Here is an 18,953-nt window from a genome sequence, read left to right on the forward strand (position 1 = left end):
TGCATTTTTAAATAGGGAGCTAATGTAAATAGAAAGCCAGTGTAAATAGAAAGATAACCAAGGTTAAAAAATCTGAGCGATCTCTCATTTTTTATATCCTACTGATGCTATTTCGGATATTGATTTAAGTCAATAGGTATTTTTACGTCTAGACGGCTAAACGTATAAATTATGATGCTAAGAAAGCAAAAGCGTGCGATAATTTTTTATTAACCGATTTGACTATTTAGAGGGTTTCACCTTGTCCAAACCAGCGGTATTTATTGATAGAGATGGCGTCATTAACGTTGATCGTGGCTATGTTCATAAGCGTGATGACTTTGAATATATTGATGGTGTATTTGATGCCGTTAAAAAATGCAAAGACATGGGTTACCTACTTGTATTAGTAACAAACCAATCGGGAATTGCTCGTGGTATGTTTACTGAAGAGCAATTTGAAATCCTAACTGAATGGATGGATTGGAACTTTGCTGATCACGGTATTGATTTTGATGGTATCTATTATTGTCCGCATCACCCAGAAGCAACAGTAGAAAAATACAAAGAAGAGTGCGATTGCCGCAAACCAAATCCAGGGATGTTTAACTCAGCACAGAGTTTCCTAGACATCGATATGGAAAACTCGGTCATGATCGGCGATAAGAAAGAAGACATGATGGCAGCACAAGCTGCGGGTGTTGGTACTCGTATCCTTGTTCGTACCGGTAAACCAGTAACTGAAGAAGGTGAAGCGTTAGCAACTACGGTACTTGATAGTATTGCTGATGTGCCTAAGTTCCTTTTTGCTTAATTAAATAAAGCACACGGCTGTAATTTTAGAAAGCGCACAGACTTTAAGTTTGTGCGCTTTTTTATTGATTATCCTTCGTGATAATTTAAGTACTGAACGCATAATTCATAGAATTGCTGAGCTTGTGGTGAGATGGTTCTGCCTGCTAACTGAAATATTCCAATGTGTCGTTCTAATGGTGGATCAATCAAAGGGATCCAGAGTAAACGGGTTTCATTGGTTGGGAAAGCCAATTTGGGTAAGGTCGTAATTCCAATACCGAGTTCTAATATTGAAAACAATGAGGTGATATTCTCTACAGAGTAGAGGGCCTGTTGACTGAGTACGTGAGCAGGAGTGGAATTAAGTAAAGAACAAGTCCCGTTTTTAATAAAAGGGTATGAGAGTAACGCCTGCCATTCTACACCATCGAGGTTATTGGCTATTGGATGATCTTTTAAGCACACCACCCCAATTGGATCGGCGATAAGCGGAGTAAAGTGAATCGCTTCCTCTTCTAATTGAGAGTAATTCCCTAACGCTAAATCGACCTCGCCAGATAATAATCTTGCTTCAACGGCGGCAGCATTATCATCAATTAAACTGACTTCCACATTTGGATACTTCTCACTAAATGCTCCCAATACACTCGGGATTAATTTTGCAGCAACAGAAGGAACACTTGCGATACGAACTCGTCCTTGCTGGCCTGCCGCATCAGCACGTAAGTCGTTAGTTAGCTGTTCATAAACGCCTAAGAACTGTTTTATTTTAGGAAAACAGATCTCTCCAAAAGGCGTTAATTTAGATTTATTACCCGCTTCAAATAAAGGTTGCTCTAAAATACGTTCAAGTTCTTTTATTGAGGTTGATAACGCCGCTTGAGAACGATTTGCACGATTTGATGCAGCGCGAAAGCCTCCTTCTTCTACGACTAAAGTAAAGTGTTTCAATTGTTGTAGCTTGATACTCATTTATCCTCCCTCCTGTCAGCCCTTTATTTATCGAACTCTTACTAAAGTGATTAGTTTTTCTTATCGAATGTAAAAAATTTACCGTTAGATTTATCATCTGTCAATGTGCAATATTTAACCATATTGAAACATTGTTATTACATGACGAATGAGAGCGTGAAGACTAAAATGAAAAAGCATTCAATAAAAACTGACTTATTTGCCTCTAAAGCGCCACTTGAGTGGGCAATTGTAAATAACGGAACTTTATATACCGCTCAGATCCCAATTGACCAATCCGGTGCGGTTGTTGAAGGCGGCATTGAAGCGCAAGCACACCAAACACTAGACAACTTAGCTCATACCTTAGAGTGTGCTGGTGAGTCTTTAGATTCTGTTTTGCAGGTATTAATTTATGTGACTGATAGAGAGTATTTAGCCACTGTAAATAAAGTGTACGCAGAGTACTTTAATGCACCTTATCCAAACCGTGCTGCAATGATTGTTGCTGGGTTAGCTCGAGAAGAAATGCTCGTTGAATTTGTTGTTTATGCCGCAGTCGGATCAGAATAAGCCCAACGCTTTACCTTATTAAATACTAAAGCATTCGTTTTTTATTGCTTATTTTTACAAGCAATAATCTTAGAACAAGGAAGATAGCATGACAGTTCAAACACTAAATATTCAAGCAGAGAAATCATTATACATTGGCGGCGAATGGCAATCTGGGATCAGTACTATTACTAACATTAACCCATCAGATATTACGCAGGATTTAGGTCATTTCGCTCAAGCAAGTGCAAGCCAAGTTCAAGATGCAGTTTCAATTGCAAAAAAAGCACAACCACTGTGGGAGAAAACACCACTAGAGCGTAAACAAGCAGTATTACAAGCGATTGGTGATGAGTTAATTGCCCGTTGTGATGAATTAGGACGTTTGCTATCAAGTGAAGAAGGCAAACCTTTTATGGAAGGTCGTGGTGAGATTTATCGTGCGGGTCAATTCTTTCAATATTTTGCCGCTGAAGTGCTACGTCAAATTGGTGATAGTGCCGATTCTGTAAGACCGGGTGTTTCTGTTGAAGTAACGCGTGAAGCTGTCGGTGTGATTGCGGTGATTTCGCCTTGGAATTTTCCAACTGCAACTGCAGCTTGGAAGATAGCTCCAGCTCTCGCGTTTGGTAACAGTGTCATTTGGAAGCCTGCGAATTTAACACCTGCAAGTGCGGTTGCTCTTACTGAAATTATTCACCGACAAGGCTTGCCTGAAGGTACATTTAATTTGGTATTAGGTAATGGCTCTCAGGTGGGGAATGCGCTTATTAATTCAAAAGAGATCAATGGCGTGAGCTTTACGGGATCGGTTGATACGGGACGTAAAGTAGCAACGGCTACCGCACCAAACTTTGTACGTTGCCAGCTAGAAATGGGCAGTAAAAATGCGTTAGTGATTGCTGATGATGCGGATATTCAAACCGCGGTTGAAGCAACCATTGCAGGATCTTTCTCTGGTGCAGGTCAAAAATGTACAGCGTCATCTCGTTTAGTTGTTATGGATGGTATTCATGATGCGTATGTTGAAGCGCTAATTAAGCGCATGAGTGAATTAAAAGTAGGTCACGCATTAGAAGATGGCATCTTCATGGGGCCAGTGGTTGACGGTAATCAGTTAGATGCAAACTTTAGCTGGATAGAAAATGCACGCCAAAGTGGTGCTGAATTGGCATTTGGTGGTGAGCGTTTAACTCTTGAACATGATGGTTACTATATGTCTCCAACGCTATTTATTAACACGGATAATAAGTGGGAAGTAAACCAAGAAGAAGTCTTTGCACCAATGGCGAGTGTGATCCGCGTGTCTGATTTAGATGAAGCAATTGCAACGACTAACGCTACTCGTTTTGGGTTAACGGGTGGCATTATTACTCAAAGTTTACGCACGAGTTCATTGTTTAAACAACAAGCTCAAACGGGCTGTGTAATGGTGAATTTACCTACTGCTGGTACGGACTATCATGTGCCATTTGGTGGTCGTAAAGAATCAAGTTTTGGCCCTAGAGAACAAGGCCAATACGCAAAAGAGTTTTATACAGTGGTGAAAACAGCCTACCAACGTCCTTATTAAAATGGATGGAAAATCTACTCAACTAGATGAAACCGAAATGAAATAAGGGGTGATTTATGTATCAACAACGGATTGTTATCGATGGATTGCAGTATTGCAATTGGGACCGAGAATATTTTCAAACCTTAAAAGCCAGTGGGATTACTGCGGTTCACGTCACTATGGTATATCACGAAAATGCACGTGAAACCTTGAGCCGTTTTTCTGAGTGGAATTTACGTTTTGAGCAAAATGCAGAGCTAATCATGCCTGTTTATTCGATGGCTGATATTGAGACTGCTAAAGCGAAGGGCAAAGTCGGCATTTTCTTTGGCGCACAAAATTGCTCTCCCATTGAAGATGAAATTGGTTTGGTTGAGGTTATGCGTCAGCAAGGGCTACTGATCATGCAGTTGACCTATAATAACCAAAGTCTACTAGCTACGGGATGTTATGAAAAAAATGACAGTGGTATCACACGTTTTGGTCAACAAGTGATCGAAGAGATGAATCGTGTGGGAATGATCGTCGATATGTCTCACAGTGCAGAGCGCTCAACGCTTGAAGCGATTGATTTATCGTCACGTCCTATTTGTATTAGCCATGCAAATCCTTCTTTTGCTCATGATGCATTACGTAATAAATCGGATGCAGTAATTAAAGCCTTGGCAGGATGTGGTGGCTTACTTGGTTTTAGTTTATATCCATTTCATCTGCCAAATGGCAGTCAATGTTCATTAAATGACTTTTGCCAAATGATAGCAAAAACGGCCGACATGGTTGGAATTGAACATTTAGGTATTGGAAGTGATTTGTGCCTAAATCAACCACAAGAAGTGTTGGAGTGGATGCGTAATGGTCGCTGGTCAAAAGCGATGAATTACGGTGAAGGCTCTGCAAGTAATGCTGGATGGCCAGATGCGCTTCCTTGGTTCTGTGGAAGCGCAGGGATGGAAAATATTTACAATGGATTAATGCGTCACGGATTCAGTGAATCTGAGGCGGGGAACATACTGGGTGGAAACTGGTTTAACTTTTTACAACAAGGATTAGAGCCTATTTCGTAAAGCATACCCATACATGGAGCAGCCTAGTCAATAGAAAGATAACAGGGCGGGTGGTAAATACACCTTTGCAGCTGCAAAGCAACTTCTGGAGTCAGAATATGTCAGATTTAGCCAATAGCGTGAAAGAGTCAAATAAAAACACGATAAAAAAGGAAACTAAAACCTCAACACTACAAAGTAAGGAATCAACATCTGAAAAGTTAGGGCTTGATAACCCTGCTTTATGGTATAGCGGCGGTTTTATCGCTCTATTTGTTTTACTTGCATTGGTTGATGGAGAGTTTTTATCAACCGTTGTAAATACTGGCTTTTCATTGGCCGTGAAAATATTTGGTCCTTACTGGCAGTTACTTTTATTACTGACATTTTTAATTGCTCTTGGGCTTGCAGCTGGACGTACCGGGCGAGTTATACTCGGGGGGATCGATAAACCTGAAATGGGTGGTTTTCGATGGGTTGCTATTATCTTTTGTACTTTACTTGCTGGTGGTGGGGTATTTTGGGCCGCAGCTGAACCAATAGCACACTTTGTTAATGCTCCACCATTGTATGGACCTCAAGAGAGTGCTCAGCAAGGTGCTGTAAACGCATTATCACAATCTTTTATGCATTGGGGTTTTTTAGCCTGGGCGGTAGTTGGAGGGTTAACTTCAATTGTTGTTATGCATCTGCATTATGATAAAGGCTTACCTCTTAAACCGAGAATTCTACTTTACCCTCTTTTTGGTGAACGTGTACTCAAAGGGCACACTGGAGCATTAATTGATGCATGTTGTATTGTCGCCGTTGCTGCGGGAACGATAGGTCCAATTGGCTTCTTAGGTTTACAAGTGAGCTATGCGTTAAACGCGTTGTTTGATATTCCTGATGGATTTAACACACAGCTCATTATCATATTATTTGCGATTGCATTATATACCTTATCAGCATTAAGTGGTTTGAACCGCGGCATGCAAATGTTAAGTCGATATAACGTTATTTTAGCCGTTTTACTTATGCTTTATATCCTTATTTTTGGTCCAACCAATTTCATTGTGAATAGTTATATTCAAAGCGTTGGCAGCATGATTGATAACTTCATACCAATGGCGACATATCGTGGCGATGAAGGATGGTTAAGTTGGTGGACCGTCTTTTTCTGGGGATGGTTCCTAGGATACGGACCAATGATGGCCATCTTTATTGCGCGTATCTCACGTGGTCGCAGTATTCGTCAGTTAGTATCTATGATCTGTATTGTTGCACCGTTAGTGACGTGTTTTTGGTTCACTATTGTTGGTGGATCTGGATTGGCGTTTGAAATTGCGAATCCAGGTAGCGTGAGCCTTGCCTTTGAAGGGTTTAATTTACCGGGGGTTTTACTTGCTGTCACATCTCAACTACCAATGCCAATGCTGATATCTATCTTATTTCTTATCTTAACCACTATCTTCATTGTGACAACAGGTGACTCAATGACGTACACCATTAGTGTCGTGATCAGTGGTGAGACTGAACCTAATGCCATTATCCGAACTTTTTGGGGGGTGATGATGGGGTTAAGCGCAATCATCTTAATCTCCCTTGGGTCTGGTGGTATTTCTGCGTTGCAATCCTTCATTGTTATCACCGCGGTTCCTGTCTCTTTGATTCTTTTGCCTTCATTGTGGAACGCGCCACAGATAGCAATGAAAATGGCCAAAGAGCAAGGTCTATAAACGACATCAATAACGTGAATAGAGTGATGGAAACACCACTCTATCTGGCTCTAATAAAAGAGTACCTATTAGTATAATTCTAACGAGAAATGGTGGTGAGGAACATGGATGCACATCGTTCAACGTACGCTAAAACTCATCTGCGTAAACCTGAAATTGTAATGGCACCAGAAAGACTAGGTGCAATGCATCAAAATAGGATCAGTTTTGTTCGTAGCCTAATACGAAAAATGGTACAGCAAGACTGGAAAGTGACTAAGCATGAATGGCTGTTATCACCGCAAGGTTTTGGGCATGTTATTTATAAATTAGTGACTCCACATGATGTTTATCACTTCGTGGTATTTTGTGATGAAATAGCAGATGAAGAGCGGAATGACCGTGTTATTGCCGAAAAGTGGGATGTTACTTTTGCCTTGGTTCTTGGTGATGTTGATGTCGAGTTATTAACTCGACTAAAAGCCAATGTACCGTTGCAAGAAGCAGGAAGAAACCCTAACAATGTATTGGTATTATCAAGAGCGAATAAAAGTGTTAGAGCCTTTCAACATCTTGTTTCGCATTTATCGAGAGGCGAACAACCTAACCAAAAAGAGTTGCTTGAGGTAGGGTATATTCTACGTACAACAGCTGTTTATGGTAATGGCAAATTTGGTATTGCGGATTTTAAATTATTAGAGAATAACGCAGATTTTAATCAATCGTTTAGCGCGCAAATGTGTGCAGTTTATCTATTACGTCAATTTAGCTTAGATTGGGTTCATTACTTAGCGACAGAAACTGGTGGCGAGAAGGCAATTAGCTTGCATCGTGAATTACAACGTTATCTTGGTGTTGGTAATGCAACGGGGTTAGGGATGGCACCGTATTTAATTAATCATCCTTGTATTGTTGATCAGTGGATGTTTGCTCGTGAAATGGCTTTGGCTGAGGTTCTTCATCACAGGGTGTCACTGAATAAGAAATCACCTCTGGATTATTTATTGAAAAAAGCAGTGCTGCACTTAGAGCAGGTTATTACTATTAATGAAGTTCAAGATAACCTTAATCATATTGCAGTGTCTGAACTAAAAGAGTTAGCGAACAATTTAGATAATGTACTTGCTCTGAGTTCAACTTGGGGGGATGTAGTCACTCAAGCGCATAATATGAGCTTAGAAGCACAAGAGATTCTTCTGTCTTGCTTAATGGAAATTCATCCAGAATTAGTCGATAGATTTGAAGAGCAAATGAACTGTAGTGAAACGCTTTCTCTACCGAGTGGGAAAAAAGTGCAAAATTTGCAGATAATCATAGAAGGTTGTTATCAATGGGCAATCGGCACTGATTTTACTAAACCAGAGAATAATTACTGGTTTTGGTATCGTTCACAAGATAAAGAAGAGCCTCGATTAGGGGTTAGAGGAGAAGAAAAAGGAGAAGACAGAGAGTTACCATTAGATATCGGTCGTCAAGTGTATTGTCTTTATCATGAACTATTGAAATGTGAAATGAGTATGTCTCTGGCTCAATTTCTAGTAGAACACCCTCAGTATCGCGCTATTGTGCGTCGGGTATGGACATTAGGGCATAAGACAATGGGGGATATTCAAATGAATGTACTACATAAGTCGTCTTTACCTATGCATTTATTACGCTGTAAATTAGCTGTGTTTGGCGCGACAAAATTTGATCCTCGCTCAGATCGCTGGGTTAGAGTTACGTTTTTTCAAGGAGCGCCACTGCTCGATGAGATTAATGATGGTGAATGGCTGTTCCCATTATTGTCAGTCGAAGGAGAAAGCGAATGATCGTTTCACATAATGAGTTAGTTGCAGTAACTAATAAGGCATTTATGGGGATGAGACGTACCTGTGGAGAGGCTGATATCATTGCGAACATGGTGGCAGACCTGCAAATGGTTGGGCTTAATGGCGTTATGCATTTTAATAATGCTACCAAGTTTTTAATAGCTGAGGAAGATTGCCCTGTCGATATTACAATGTCCAACTCAGGGAACTTGGTGGTGGACTTACACGGTTGCAGTGTGGCTTGTCATTTACCTGTAATTGTTGATTATGCGGTTGAAAAAATGGTAGAGAAAAAAAACTTAACGATCACGCTTAAAAAATGCCATAACCGTTGGTTAGCTTACAGTGAATTAGTAAAGTTGGCAGCGAAAGGTATTGCTTGTAAAGCTCATTGGGAAAACGGTACGAGCCCTAAGCGAACTTTATATGTTTTGAATCGAGGGTGTGTGGCTCCTGAATTATTCTTATCCGATAAAATAGATCTAAACAGTGGTTATCTTAATGATATGACGATTGAGTTATCAGTAAGAGATTTCGATGTAATGGCACTGTCTGAAGGATACAGTATCCATATTGATTCTGCGGAATTAAGTTCAACACAAGAGAATGCATGGCGAAATGGCATTGATGTTGACGATGTTGATTGGGAAAGCTTGAAAAAAACCGCGACCGCTATTTTAGTCGAAAATAGTGAACAATCTCTAAAAGGGGCTGGTGAATCGGTCTAAGTAGAATAAAAAAGTAATGCATACTAATAGCGCTCATGGTAAAAAATGAGTGCCTTTTTACACTTGTCCCAACATTAAGGTTGTTTTTCTGTATATTTATAAGGCAATTTTACATAAGGTAATTTACACTAATGTAAATAAGTATGTAAATAAGTATGTAAATAAGTATGTAAATAAGTATTTAAGTAAGTATTTATGGAAGGGGTGGTTTATATGAATACGTTAGATACAAGTAACAGTATGGTTTCAGATTTAGAAACGACAAAGAAATTGCCAATTCAACATGAAAAACTAGATTACACTGTAAATACGTGGGACCAATTAACTGAAAAACAACAACAAGAAATATTAGCTCATTTGATAGCAATACCTTTTGAGTGATTTTTTGCGTTAACACATTCTTTATTCCCTTATTCGGATAGTTTAATCCAATGAGGTTTACTTTGTTGCACTTTTATAATAATGGTATCAAAAAAACGGCCTTTTTCTTCCTTATCCCCTCACTATTCTGCAAACTGTTAACTCTATTACATTATCAAGCCTTGGCTTTGTAGTTACTTAATCATTGGGCTAAGTTAATAAAACTATTATAGAAATAATAGACAACGGAGTTTATTGAAGGATATGGAGCAATAATCACGGATGATATCTTACCTACTTAGACGACTTTTATTGGTTGTCCCAACCTTCATTGGTATTACCTTACTTATTTTTGCGTTAACGCGTTTTGTTCCCGGTGGCCCTGTAGAGCGTATGCTTCTGAGCTTACAAATGCAGGGAAGCGCTGAAACGGGTGGAACGAGCAGTGTAACTGATGGAAATAATGCCTTATCAGAAGATCAAATCGCCGAGCTTAATGCGTTTTATGGTTTAGATAAGCCCGTTTTTGAAGCCTATTATGATTGGTTAACAAAATTAGTAGTGCTTGATCTTGGTGAATCGACCCGTTATTACGAACCCGTATGGGATATGATTGCTGAGCGCTTACCTGTTTCTCTCTTTTATGGAGGAATGACCTTTCTACTCAGTTATCTTATTTCCATTCCTCTCGGTTATTTAAAAGCGTTAAAGCATGGCTCCATTCTTGATTCCACCTCTTCCATTGCTATTTTTGTTGGTTTTGCTTTGCCGGGTTACGTCATTGGTGTGTTCTTAATTAGTTTATTTAGCTATCAACTAGAATGGTTTCCAATGGGTGGCTTTGTTGGCGATGACTTTGATGATTTCGGCGCTTTTGAACAAATAAAAGACATTATATGGCATGCCGTATTACCCCTGTTTTGCTATCTCATCGGTGATTTTGCTCTACTTACGATGACCATGAAGAATAACTTAATGGAAAACTTAGCGGCGGATTATGTTCGTACCGCCATCGCTAAAGGGTTGCCATTTAGAAAAGCCGTTCGTAAACACGCCTTACGTAATAGTTTGATCCCTGTTGCGAGTCACTTTGGTAATTCACTGATGTTTTTTATGACGGGTTCGTTTCTCATCGAGGTTATTTTCAATATTGATGGTATTGGTTTACTAGGCTACGAAGCGATAATGGAGCGAGATTACCCAGTCGTTATGGGGTTGTTTGCCATTAACGCCATGATGCTGATGCTAGGCAATATTTTATCTGATGTGTGTGTTGCTGTGGTTGATCCTCGCGTGAAGTTTGGAGCTTAATTATGACGTCTATATTAAATTTAAGTCCATTGACGCAAAAGAAAGTTCAACGTTTTAAGGCGATAAAACGAGGCTATTGGTCATTTCTTATTTTGTTTTTACTACTGGTACTTTCTATCTTTGCGGAAGTGTTCGTTAATAGCAGAGCATTATTGGTTAGTTATCAAGGAGAGTGGCATTTTCCAACCTATGGTGGCGTAAAATCTGGAGAGACCTTTGGTTTAGATTATGTTCATGAAACCAATTACAGAGAGTTGAAAATTAAGTTTGAACAAGAGGGGCAAGGCAATTTTGTTATTATGCCCATTGTTCCATGGAATCCTTATGAACAAGATTTTTCAGGGGATTTTCCTCCTACAGAGCCCAGCCTTGAAGGACAGCATTACTTAGGCACCGATACGATTGGTCGAGATATTGTGTCGCGATTGGTTTATGGCTTTCGGATTGCCATGGGCTTTGCCTTAATTACCTTGGCAATATCTTACGCAATTGGCGTATCTGTTGGTTGTGCAATGGGGTTCTTTGGTGGCAAGTTCGATCTGTTTTTCCAACGTTTTATTGAAATTTGGTCTATGGTGCCTTTCTTATACGTCATCATGATATTGGTATCTATTATGAAGCCCAGCTTTATGTTGTTTACCTTAATTAATGTCATGTTTGGCTGGATGGGAATGACATGGTATATGCGAACCATGACCTATAAAGAAAAGGCTCGTGAATACGTAATGGCAGCCAAAGCACTAGGGGCATCTAATTCTCGAATTTTGTTCCATCATATTTTACCTAATACCATGGTGATGATCGTGACTTTAGCGCCATTTACTATTGTCGCAAATATCACGGCTCTCACTGCTTTGGACTATTTGGGGCTAGGTTTAATGCCACCGACACCAAGCTGGGGGGAGCTATTGCAACAAGGAAAATCAAATTTAGATTCACCATGGATAGCAAGCTCCGTTGTGACTGCGATTGTTACGGTATTAATTATGGTGACCTTTATTGGGGAAGGGATACGTGAAGCCTTCGATCCAAAGAAACACACTCGATACGTTTAAGTATTAACTATTAATCTAGGTTGATGGAAAGCAGGACCCTAGACCATATCGAAAATAGAGATAAAAAGAAAGGAATCGATAATTATGAATAAAAAACTCACGATATTAGTACTATCTACCACTGCGTTATTCAGCTCTCATGTATTTTCAGCAGAGTTACCTGATAATTTACAATGGCAAACCAATGACACAGCACCCACGTTTGCCTCTTCTGAAGCAATCTTTGGTGGTTCGTATCGAGCATACACATTAAGTTTCCCACAGACTTTTCGAACCGTTGGACCTGACTCTAATGGGTCTTTTAGAGCGTGGATTTTAGAAGCAAACTTACCCCCATTAATTAAACATCCTAATACCGGAGAGTGGCTTCCAGGGCTGGCTCAGTCGTGGGCGTTTGGTGATGATAATAAAACCGTTTATTTTAAGTTAAACCCAAAAGCGACATGGAGTGATGGTAAACCAGTAACCGCGGATGATTATCAGTTTATGCTTAAGTTGATGCGTTCAACAGACATTGTTGCCCCTTGGTATAACGACTTTTTTACTAATGAAATTGCGGACATCATTACCTTTGATAACAATACGATAGCTGTTGTGTCCGCTAAAGCTCGTAACCGTGATGAATTGATTCAGTACACCAACTTAATGCCTCGACCTGAACACTTTTATGGTAAGCCAAAGGTGGATAAAAATAACGATGGCATTGATGATAAATTTGTTCGTAAATACAACTTCAAGCCAGAGCCTGTCACAGGACCTTACTATATTGATAAAATTAAAAAGGGTAAAAACATTACCTTTAAACACGTAGGTGAAGATTGGTGGGGTTATGAAAATAAGTATAACCAACATCGTTACAACGTAGAAAAAATTAATATCAAGGTGATCCGCGATGCTGATATTGCGCTAAAGCATTTTGAAAAAGGCAATTTAGATTCGTTTGATTTGGTTCGTCCTGACCTTTGGCATGAAAAATCTTCCGGTAAAAACTATCAAAATGGGTACATACAAAAAGCATGGGTGTTTAACCAAGCGCCAGTGGGAGCAGGTGGACTATGGTTGAATACGGCAAAACCAATGCTGAACGATATTAATGTTCGTAAAGGCATTATGTTTGCGACTGACTTTGACATGATGATAGAGAAAGTCCTTCGTGGGGATTATTCTCGTAAGCCAAATGGCATGGGATTTGGTCATATTGGTTATGACAATACAGAGATTAAGGCGCCTAAGTTCGATGCTAAAAAAGCCATCGAATATTTTGAGAAAGCGGGATTCACTAAGGTCGGCTCTGATGGTATTCGTGTTAATGATAAGGGCGAGCGACTAAGTTTTGCCGTTACTTATTCTCAGCAATCTTTCACTCCTCGTGTTGCGGTATTAAAAGAGCAGGCAAAATTGGCAGGGCTGGATCTTGAGCTGAATCTTATTGATGGCTCAAGTATGTTTAAATATGTACTTGAGAAAAAGCACGATATCTCTTTCCATAATATGGGCACAGGCGACATTCCTGCCTATTGGGAATATTTCCACTCAGATAATGCCAATAAACCACAAACTAACCATTTCACTAATTTCACCTCTCCAGAGCTAGATAGTTTAATCGACTCATTCAAAAATGAATTTGATATTGAGAAAAAACGAGCGCTTTCTCGCAAGATCCAACAAGTGATTGCGGATGCTAACGTTATTGTTCCAGGTTATATGGTGCCATACGCACGTGCAGGTTATTGGCGTTGGATGAAACTGCCAGAAAATATAGCCACTAAACAGACTGGGTATTTATTCCACGGTTGGGGATTCTCTCAAACATTCAGCACCTTCTGGATTGATGAAGCAGCGAAGAAAGAAACCAAAGCAGCAATGAAATCAGGCAAAACCTTTGAGTCAGTGACCATCATTGATGACACTTACAAACTATAAGTTTAACTAAGTAACGTAAAGGTTAGGAGAGGGATCTCCTAGTGACAACATACTAATAAAAACAGTGAAGATGCATATGGATAGAAAGATTGTTTTATCAGTAGAAGATCTAGTGACTGAGTTTCAAACTGATGATGGCACAGTAAGAGTGTTAGATGGTGTTAGCTTTCAAGTCCCAAAAGGAAAAACCATTGGTATTGTTGGTGAATCAGGGTGTGGGAAAAGTGTCACGTCGATGTCTATTATGGGGTTATTACCTAAGCCGTATGGCAATGTAGTCGGGGGGCGAATTTTATATAATGAGACGGATTTGGTTCAGCTAAGCCCTGATAAATTATATGAAATGCGTGGTAATCGTATCTCCATGATCTTCCAAGATCCAATGACAGCACTTAACCCCGTACATACTATAGGAAAGCAGATTCACGAAGTACTAGAACTTCACCGTCCTGATTTAGGTAAAAAACAGCGCCTCGCCTATTCTTTAGAGATGTTAGAAAAAGTAGGCATCCCATCACCGGGATCTCGGATTCATGAGTACCCCCATAATTTGTCTGGTGGTATGCGTCAGCGTGTCATGATAGCCATTGCCCTCGCATGTGAACCTGACATTTTAATTTGTGATGAGCCAACGACAGCGTTAGATGTCACCATTCAGGCGCAGATTTTAGAGTTAATGAAAAAGCTGCAAGATGAAACGGGCATGTCGATTATTTTTATTACTCATGATCTTGGCGTGGTGGCTGAGATCTGTGATGAAGTTGTCGTGATGTATGCAGGGAGGGTGGCAGAACAAGCGGGTATTTTTGAATTGTTTGATAATCCAAAGCACCCATACACGCAAGGCCTGATGTCTTCTATGCCGAGTTTAAGTTTACAGCCAAAAACAGAACTTGAAACCATTCAGGGTACGGTTCCTTCATTACATGAAATGCCAGCAGGTTGTCGATTTTCAACACGCTGTAAATACAAGCAAGACATATGTAACACTGAGGTGCCAATCATGAGTGAGGTAGGTTTATTGCATCAGGTAAGTTGCCATTTTACTCATGAATTAATTGCCAGTAATGAGGTGGTTAAATGAGTGAGTTATTAAAAATTAATGGTCTTAAGCAGTATTTTTATTCAGGAAAAGGGATCTTTAATAAGGGATATGTAGTTCATGCGGTTGATGGGGTTTCACTGAGTGTTAATAAAGGTGAAACGCTTGGGCTTGTCGGGGAATCTGGTTGTGGGAAAAGTACATTAGGTCGTAGCCTTCTAAAGTTATTTGAGCCAACAGCAGGGCGTATATATTTTGAAGGTCATGATATTACAGAGCTTGGCAATAAAGAGATGCGGTCACTTCGCCAAGACATGCAGATTATTTTTCAAGATCCTACAGAGTCTCTGAATCCTAGACACACGATAGAGATGATTCTAGAAGAGCCTTTTGTTATTCACGGAGTGGGAACAGTAGAAGAACGTAAACAATGGGTGGAAGACTTGCTGATTAAAGTCGGTTTACCTGCGAGTGCAGCAACGCGTTATCCTCATGAGTTTTCGGGTGGTCAAAAGCAAAGAATTGGTATCGCAAGAGCCATAGCGTTAAAACCAAAATTAATAGTGTGTGATGAATCAGTGTCTGCATTGGATGTGTCAGTTCAAGCTCAGATAGTGAATTTATTATTAGACTTACAAAAAGAGATGAACTTAGCGTTGATTTTTATTGCTCATGATTTATCGGTTGTGAAGCACATCTCAGACAAAGTAGCAGTCATGTACTTAGGTAAAATTGTTGAATATGGTGATTCGGAAACCTTATATCACTCGCCAAAGCACCCTTATACTGAAGCGCTACTGTCTGCGATACCTGTTTCTCATCCTAGATGTAGAGGAAAGGAGCGGATTATTTTAAAAGGAGATGTTCCTTCGCCTATTAATCCTCCCAAAGGATGTCGATTTTCAACTCGTTGCCCAAAAGCAGAGGCAGAATGCTTCACTAAAGAACCGATAAGGCATGAACTTTCTGATAATGGGCATGAAGTGGCTTGCCATTTATATAGATAATACCAATCTACATAAGTATTTGATCATTCTTGCTTGTTAAAATCGATTATATCTGCGTTATAAATTTTGTAATTAGATCCACTAGTTACTGTAATTTATACCTTGCTCTAATCGATTTTTCCTACGCAATTATCTGAACAAAGACTTATCCAGAATGGTATAAATATCTTTTTTGAAACATCTGTATTTGCTTGTTTTATCCTATAGTTAATAAAAAAGAATGAGAGAAAATCATGAAAAAGTTATTGGCTTTTACGGCCCTAGGATTACTTGCTGGTTGTTCATCTACAATGCCTGATATGGGAACTGCGCAACCAGTTAACTATCAGTGCGATGGTGGTAAAAATTTTCAGATAACGTTTAATGAAGACAAAGCATTACTGCAATTACCTAAAGGCGATTATGCTTTAAAGCGTGCCGTATCAGCATCAGGAATGAAGTATATTTCAGATGATGGAATGCCTGATATTAGCGCTGCGATAGTATTTCACGGAAAAGGGGATGAAGCTCGGCTGGATTTAGGTCGTGTAGTTTTAAAGAATTGTACGGTGATTAAATAAGTAAAGAAAAGGCGATGCTATTAATAACGCATCGCCTTTTTTCATTCAATGTGATGGTTAGGCACTACGTCCCATAAGTCACAATGTATCTATTAGGTTTATGGTTCATTGCAAGGACGATATTTAATACCGCGGCACCAAGAACAGATACAACCAATAACCAAGGGGTTATAAAGAAGAAAGAAGCACTTAAAATACAGAAGTCGATCGCCATTTGAACTTTACCTACCGATATTCCAAACTTCTCTTGAATGAACAAGCAAAGGACATTAAAACCACCTAAACTAGAACGATGCCTAAATAAAATAAGCATACCTAATCCCATCAATAAACCACCAGCGACAGCACAGTAAATGTCATTAATATGATCCACTGAGATCATCATATTCAAATGATCAGTCATGATAGAAACAAGACCACCAGAGATTAAGCTGGTTAATGCAAACTGTTTCCCAAACCGTTGCCAAGCCAGAGCATAGAATGGCAAGTTACAAGTGAAATATAAAATACCAAAACTAACGCCGCTCATTTGGCTCAATAATAGCGCCAATCCAGTGGTACCCCCAGTTAAGAGTTGAGCGGCTTGCAAAAAGAAAATGCCTTGAGAGACTAAGAAAGTGCCTGTCAGAATAGCAATGACATCTTCCTTGTGAGTGTGTTTAATTTTTTCCATAACGACAGGGTCTGTTCTTGTACCAATAAAATAATGGTCGAAAGAATAGTAGGATTATAAATTTATGCAATCGATTGTCGGAAAATATAAGAGAAGATTTGTAGTAAAGCCTTTACATAGTGTAAAGCAAATTATTGACACATATTGAATCCCATTCATGTTGATAATGAGGAATCCTCTTCAAAAATGATAAAGAAATATGTAATTTAGGGTATCTGATCTAGATCAAATTATGTAGAATACATCACAGTTAAGACTAGTGACGTAATCGTTTGCGTCATTGGGCTATTTTTGGGTTTTATATTTATCTGAGTCAGGAGATACAGATGCTTAAGCGTGATATGAACATTGCAGATTACGATGCAGACTTGTTTGCAGCAATCCAGGAAGAAACAGTACGTCAAGAAGAGCATATCGAACTGATTGCTTCTGAAAACTACACTAGCCCACGAGTGATGGAAGCTCAAGGTTCACAATTAACAAACAAATACGCAGAAGGTTACCCTGGTAAGCGTTACTACGGTGGTTGTGAGTTCGTTGATAAAGTGGAAACACTAGCTATTAATCGTGCGTGTGAATTGTTTGGTGCAGAGTACGCAAACGTACAGCCGCACTCAGGCTCTCAAGCAAACAATGCAGTTTACATGGCACTTCTAAATGCTGGCGATACAGTATTAGGCATGAGCCTTGCACACGGTGGTCACTTAACTCACGGTTCTCCAGTAAACTTCTCAGGTAAGCTTTACAACATCATTCCTTACGGCATTGATGAAGCTGGCCAAATTGATTACGAAGAAATGGAAGCTCTAGCAGTAGAACATAAACCTAAGATGATCATTGGTGGTTTCTCTGCTTACTCTCAAGTATGTGATTGGGCGCGTATGCGTGAAATCGCAGATAAAGTAGGCGCTTACTTCTTCGTAGATATGGCTCACGTAGCGGGTCTTATTGCTGCTGGTGTTTACCCTAATCCAGTACCACATGCACACGTAGTGACAACAACGACTCATAAAACACTTGCAGGTCCTCGTGGTGGTCTTATTCTTTCTAACGAAGGTGAAGATCTTTACAAGAAACTAAACTCAGCAGTATTCCCTGGCGGCCAAGGTGGCCCTCTAATGCATGTTATCGCGGGTAAAGCGGTTGCATTTAAAGAAGCACTAGAGCCTGAGTTTAAAGAGTACCAAGCCCGCGTTGTTGCTAATGCAAAAGCAATGGTTGCCGAGTTTCTTACTCGTGGTTACAACATCGTTTCAGGTTCTACGGAGAACCACCTGTTCCTAGTTGATTTAATCGACAAAGACATTACAGGTAAAGAAGCGGATGAGGCACTCGGTTCTGCTAACATTACGGTTAACAAGAACTCTGTACCAAACGATCCACGTAGCCCATTTGTTACTTCTGGTATCCGTATCGGTTCTCCTTCTATCACTCGTCGCGGTTTCTCAGAAGCTGATGCGAAAGAACTTGCTGGCTGGATGTGTGACATTCTAGACAACATGGGTGATGAGTCTGTTATCGAAGCGACAAAAGCAAAAGTGTTAGAGATCTGTAAGCGTCTACCTGTATACGCTTAATACTTTTTCTCAAGACTATATTTTAAAGGCTAGCCTGTGATGGGCTAGCTTTTTTGTTTGCTCAGTAAAGCTGGCAGCCCCGTCTGCTTGCAAGATAGCAGAGTCACAACCGGCTAAGGGGAAGACAATCTGAATGGCAAGGGTGCCACTGGCCACGCAATAGTAGGGCTGATGGCTATAATTATCCCCACTGCGGGTGACAATGCCATGAATGCGAGTCGCGACATAAATACGTTTAGCACTGGAGATATAGTGACATATATCTCTTTAAGTATAGCTAGTGCGATGTGTGGAGAGCTGATTGTATAGAAAAAATATCGCATAAATAAGTGGA

The 18,953-nt window shown here is 39.9% G+C and carries 17 protein-coding genes; 15 read left to right on the forward strand and 2 right to left on the reverse strand.

Going from position 1 to position 18,953, the window contains the following annotated elements; genetic code table 11:
- Positions 1–241: 241 nt before the first annotated feature.
- A complete protein-coding gene (gene gmhB / locus F8B77_RS06435) occupies positions 242–793 on the forward strand; it encodes a D-glycero-beta-D-manno-heptose 1,7-bisphosphate 7-phosphatase (RefSeq protein ID WP_130047219.1) in 552 nt (183 codons plus the stop codon).
- 68 nt (positions 794–861) lie between these two features.
- Here the strand turns inward: gmhB and F8B77_RS06440 are convergent, their stop codons facing one another.
- Entirely contained in the window at positions 862–1,746 is an 885-nt protein-coding gene (locus F8B77_RS06440) for a LysR family transcriptional regulator (RefSeq protein WP_151654666.1), read from the reverse strand.
- Positions 1,747–1,914: 168 nt separating this feature from the next.
- Here F8B77_RS06440 and F8B77_RS06445 point away from each other — a divergent pair, with 168 nt between their 5' ends.
- The 13 genes from F8B77_RS06445 to F8B77_RS06500 all read left to right on the forward strand — a co-directional run bounded on the left by F8B77_RS06445 (position 1,915) and on the right by F8B77_RS06500 (position 16,369).
- The gene (locus F8B77_RS06445) at positions 1,915–2,298 is read left to right on the forward strand and encodes a RidA family protein (RefSeq protein ID WP_151654668.1); all 384 of its coding nucleotides are present in this window, start codon (positions 1,915–1,917) and stop codon (positions 2,296–2,298) included.
- Between the two features lie 88 nt (positions 2,299–2,386).
- Complete coding sequence (locus tag F8B77_RS06450) at positions 2,387–3,850, forward strand: aldehyde dehydrogenase family protein (RefSeq protein WP_151654670.1); 1,464 nt, start codon at positions 2,387–2,389, stop codon at positions 3,848–3,850.
- Between the two features lie 56 nt (positions 3,851–3,906).
- The gene (locus F8B77_RS06455; protein ID WP_151654672.1) at positions 3,907–4,896 is read left to right on the forward strand and encodes a membrane dipeptidase; all 990 of its coding nucleotides are present in this window, start codon (positions 3,907–3,909) and stop codon (positions 4,894–4,896) included.
- A 98-nt stretch (positions 4,897–4,994) separates the two neighbouring features.
- A complete protein-coding gene (locus F8B77_RS06460) occupies positions 4,995–6,593 on the forward strand; it encodes a BCCT family transporter (RefSeq protein WP_151654673.1) in 1,599 nt (532 codons plus the stop codon).
- Between the two features lie 89 nt (positions 6,594–6,682).
- Entirely contained in the window at positions 6,683–8,383 is a 1,701-nt protein-coding gene (locus F8B77_RS06465; protein ID WP_151654674.1) for a hypothetical protein, read from the forward strand.
- Positions 8,380–9,111: a DUF3726 domain-containing protein gene (locus F8B77_RS06470; protein WP_151654675.1), complete on the forward strand. Its 732-nt coding sequence runs from the start codon at positions 8,380–8,382 to the stop codon at positions 9,109–9,111. The genes F8B77_RS06465 and F8B77_RS06470 overlap by 4 nt, the downstream gene beginning before the upstream one ends.
- Positions 9,112–9,324: 213 nt before the next feature.
- Complete coding sequence (locus tag F8B77_RS17515; protein ID WP_167512778.1) at positions 9,325–9,492, forward strand: hypothetical protein; 168 nt, start codon at positions 9,325–9,327, stop codon at positions 9,490–9,492.
- A gap of 261 nt (positions 9,493–9,753) precedes the next feature.
- The gene (locus tag F8B77_RS06475) at positions 9,754–10,782 is read left to right on the forward strand and encodes an ABC transporter permease subunit (RefSeq protein WP_151654676.1); all 1,029 of its coding nucleotides are present in this window, start codon (positions 9,754–9,756) and stop codon (positions 10,780–10,782) included.
- Positions 10,783–10,793: 11 nt separating this feature from the next.
- Complete coding sequence (locus F8B77_RS06480; RefSeq protein WP_208846102.1) at positions 10,794–11,837, forward strand: ABC transporter permease; 1,044 nt, start codon at positions 10,794–10,796, stop codon at positions 11,835–11,837.
- 84 nt (positions 11,838–11,921) lie between these two features.
- Positions 11,922–13,760, forward strand: a complete 1,839-nt coding sequence (locus F8B77_RS06485) for an extracellular solute-binding protein (protein WP_167512779.1) — start codon at positions 11,922–11,924, stop codon at positions 13,758–13,760.
- Between the two features lie 76 nt (positions 13,761–13,836).
- Positions 13,837–14,844: an ABC transporter ATP-binding protein gene (locus F8B77_RS06490; RefSeq protein ID WP_151654679.1), complete on the forward strand. Its 1,008-nt coding sequence runs from the start codon at positions 13,837–13,839 to the stop codon at positions 14,842–14,844.
- Positions 14,841–15,809, forward strand: a complete 969-nt coding sequence (locus F8B77_RS06495) for an ABC transporter ATP-binding protein (protein WP_151654680.1) — start codon at positions 14,841–14,843, stop codon at positions 15,807–15,809. Before F8B77_RS06490 ends, F8B77_RS06495 begins: the two co-directional genes overlap by 4 nt.
- 233 nt (positions 15,810–16,042) lie before the next feature.
- On the forward strand, positions 16,043–16,369 hold the full coding sequence (locus F8B77_RS06500) for an MliC family protein (protein WP_151654681.1): 327 nt from the start codon (positions 16,043–16,045) through the stop codon (positions 16,367–16,369).
- A 64-nt stretch (positions 16,370–16,433) separates the two neighbouring features.
- Here F8B77_RS06500 and F8B77_RS06505 read toward each other — a convergent pair whose 3' ends face one another.
- The gene (locus tag F8B77_RS06505; protein WP_151654682.1) at positions 16,434–17,042 is read right to left on the reverse strand and encodes a YitT family protein; all 609 of its coding nucleotides are present in this window, start codon (positions 17,040–17,042) and stop codon (positions 16,434–16,436) included.
- Positions 17,043–17,368: 326 nt separating this feature from the next.
- Here F8B77_RS06505 and glyA point away from each other — a divergent pair, with 326 nt between their 5' ends.
- On the forward strand, positions 17,369–18,619 hold the full coding sequence (glyA, locus tag F8B77_RS06510; protein ID WP_151654683.1) for a serine hydroxymethyltransferase: 1,251 nt from the start codon (positions 17,369–17,371) through the stop codon (positions 18,617–18,619).
- The last annotated feature ends 334 nt before the right edge of the window (positions 18,620–18,953 follow it).

It is taken from the genome of Aliivibrio finisterrensis, assembly GCF_008933155.1.
GTDB lineage: Bacteria > Pseudomonadota > Gammaproteobacteria > Enterobacterales > Vibrionaceae > Aliivibrio > Aliivibrio finisterrensis.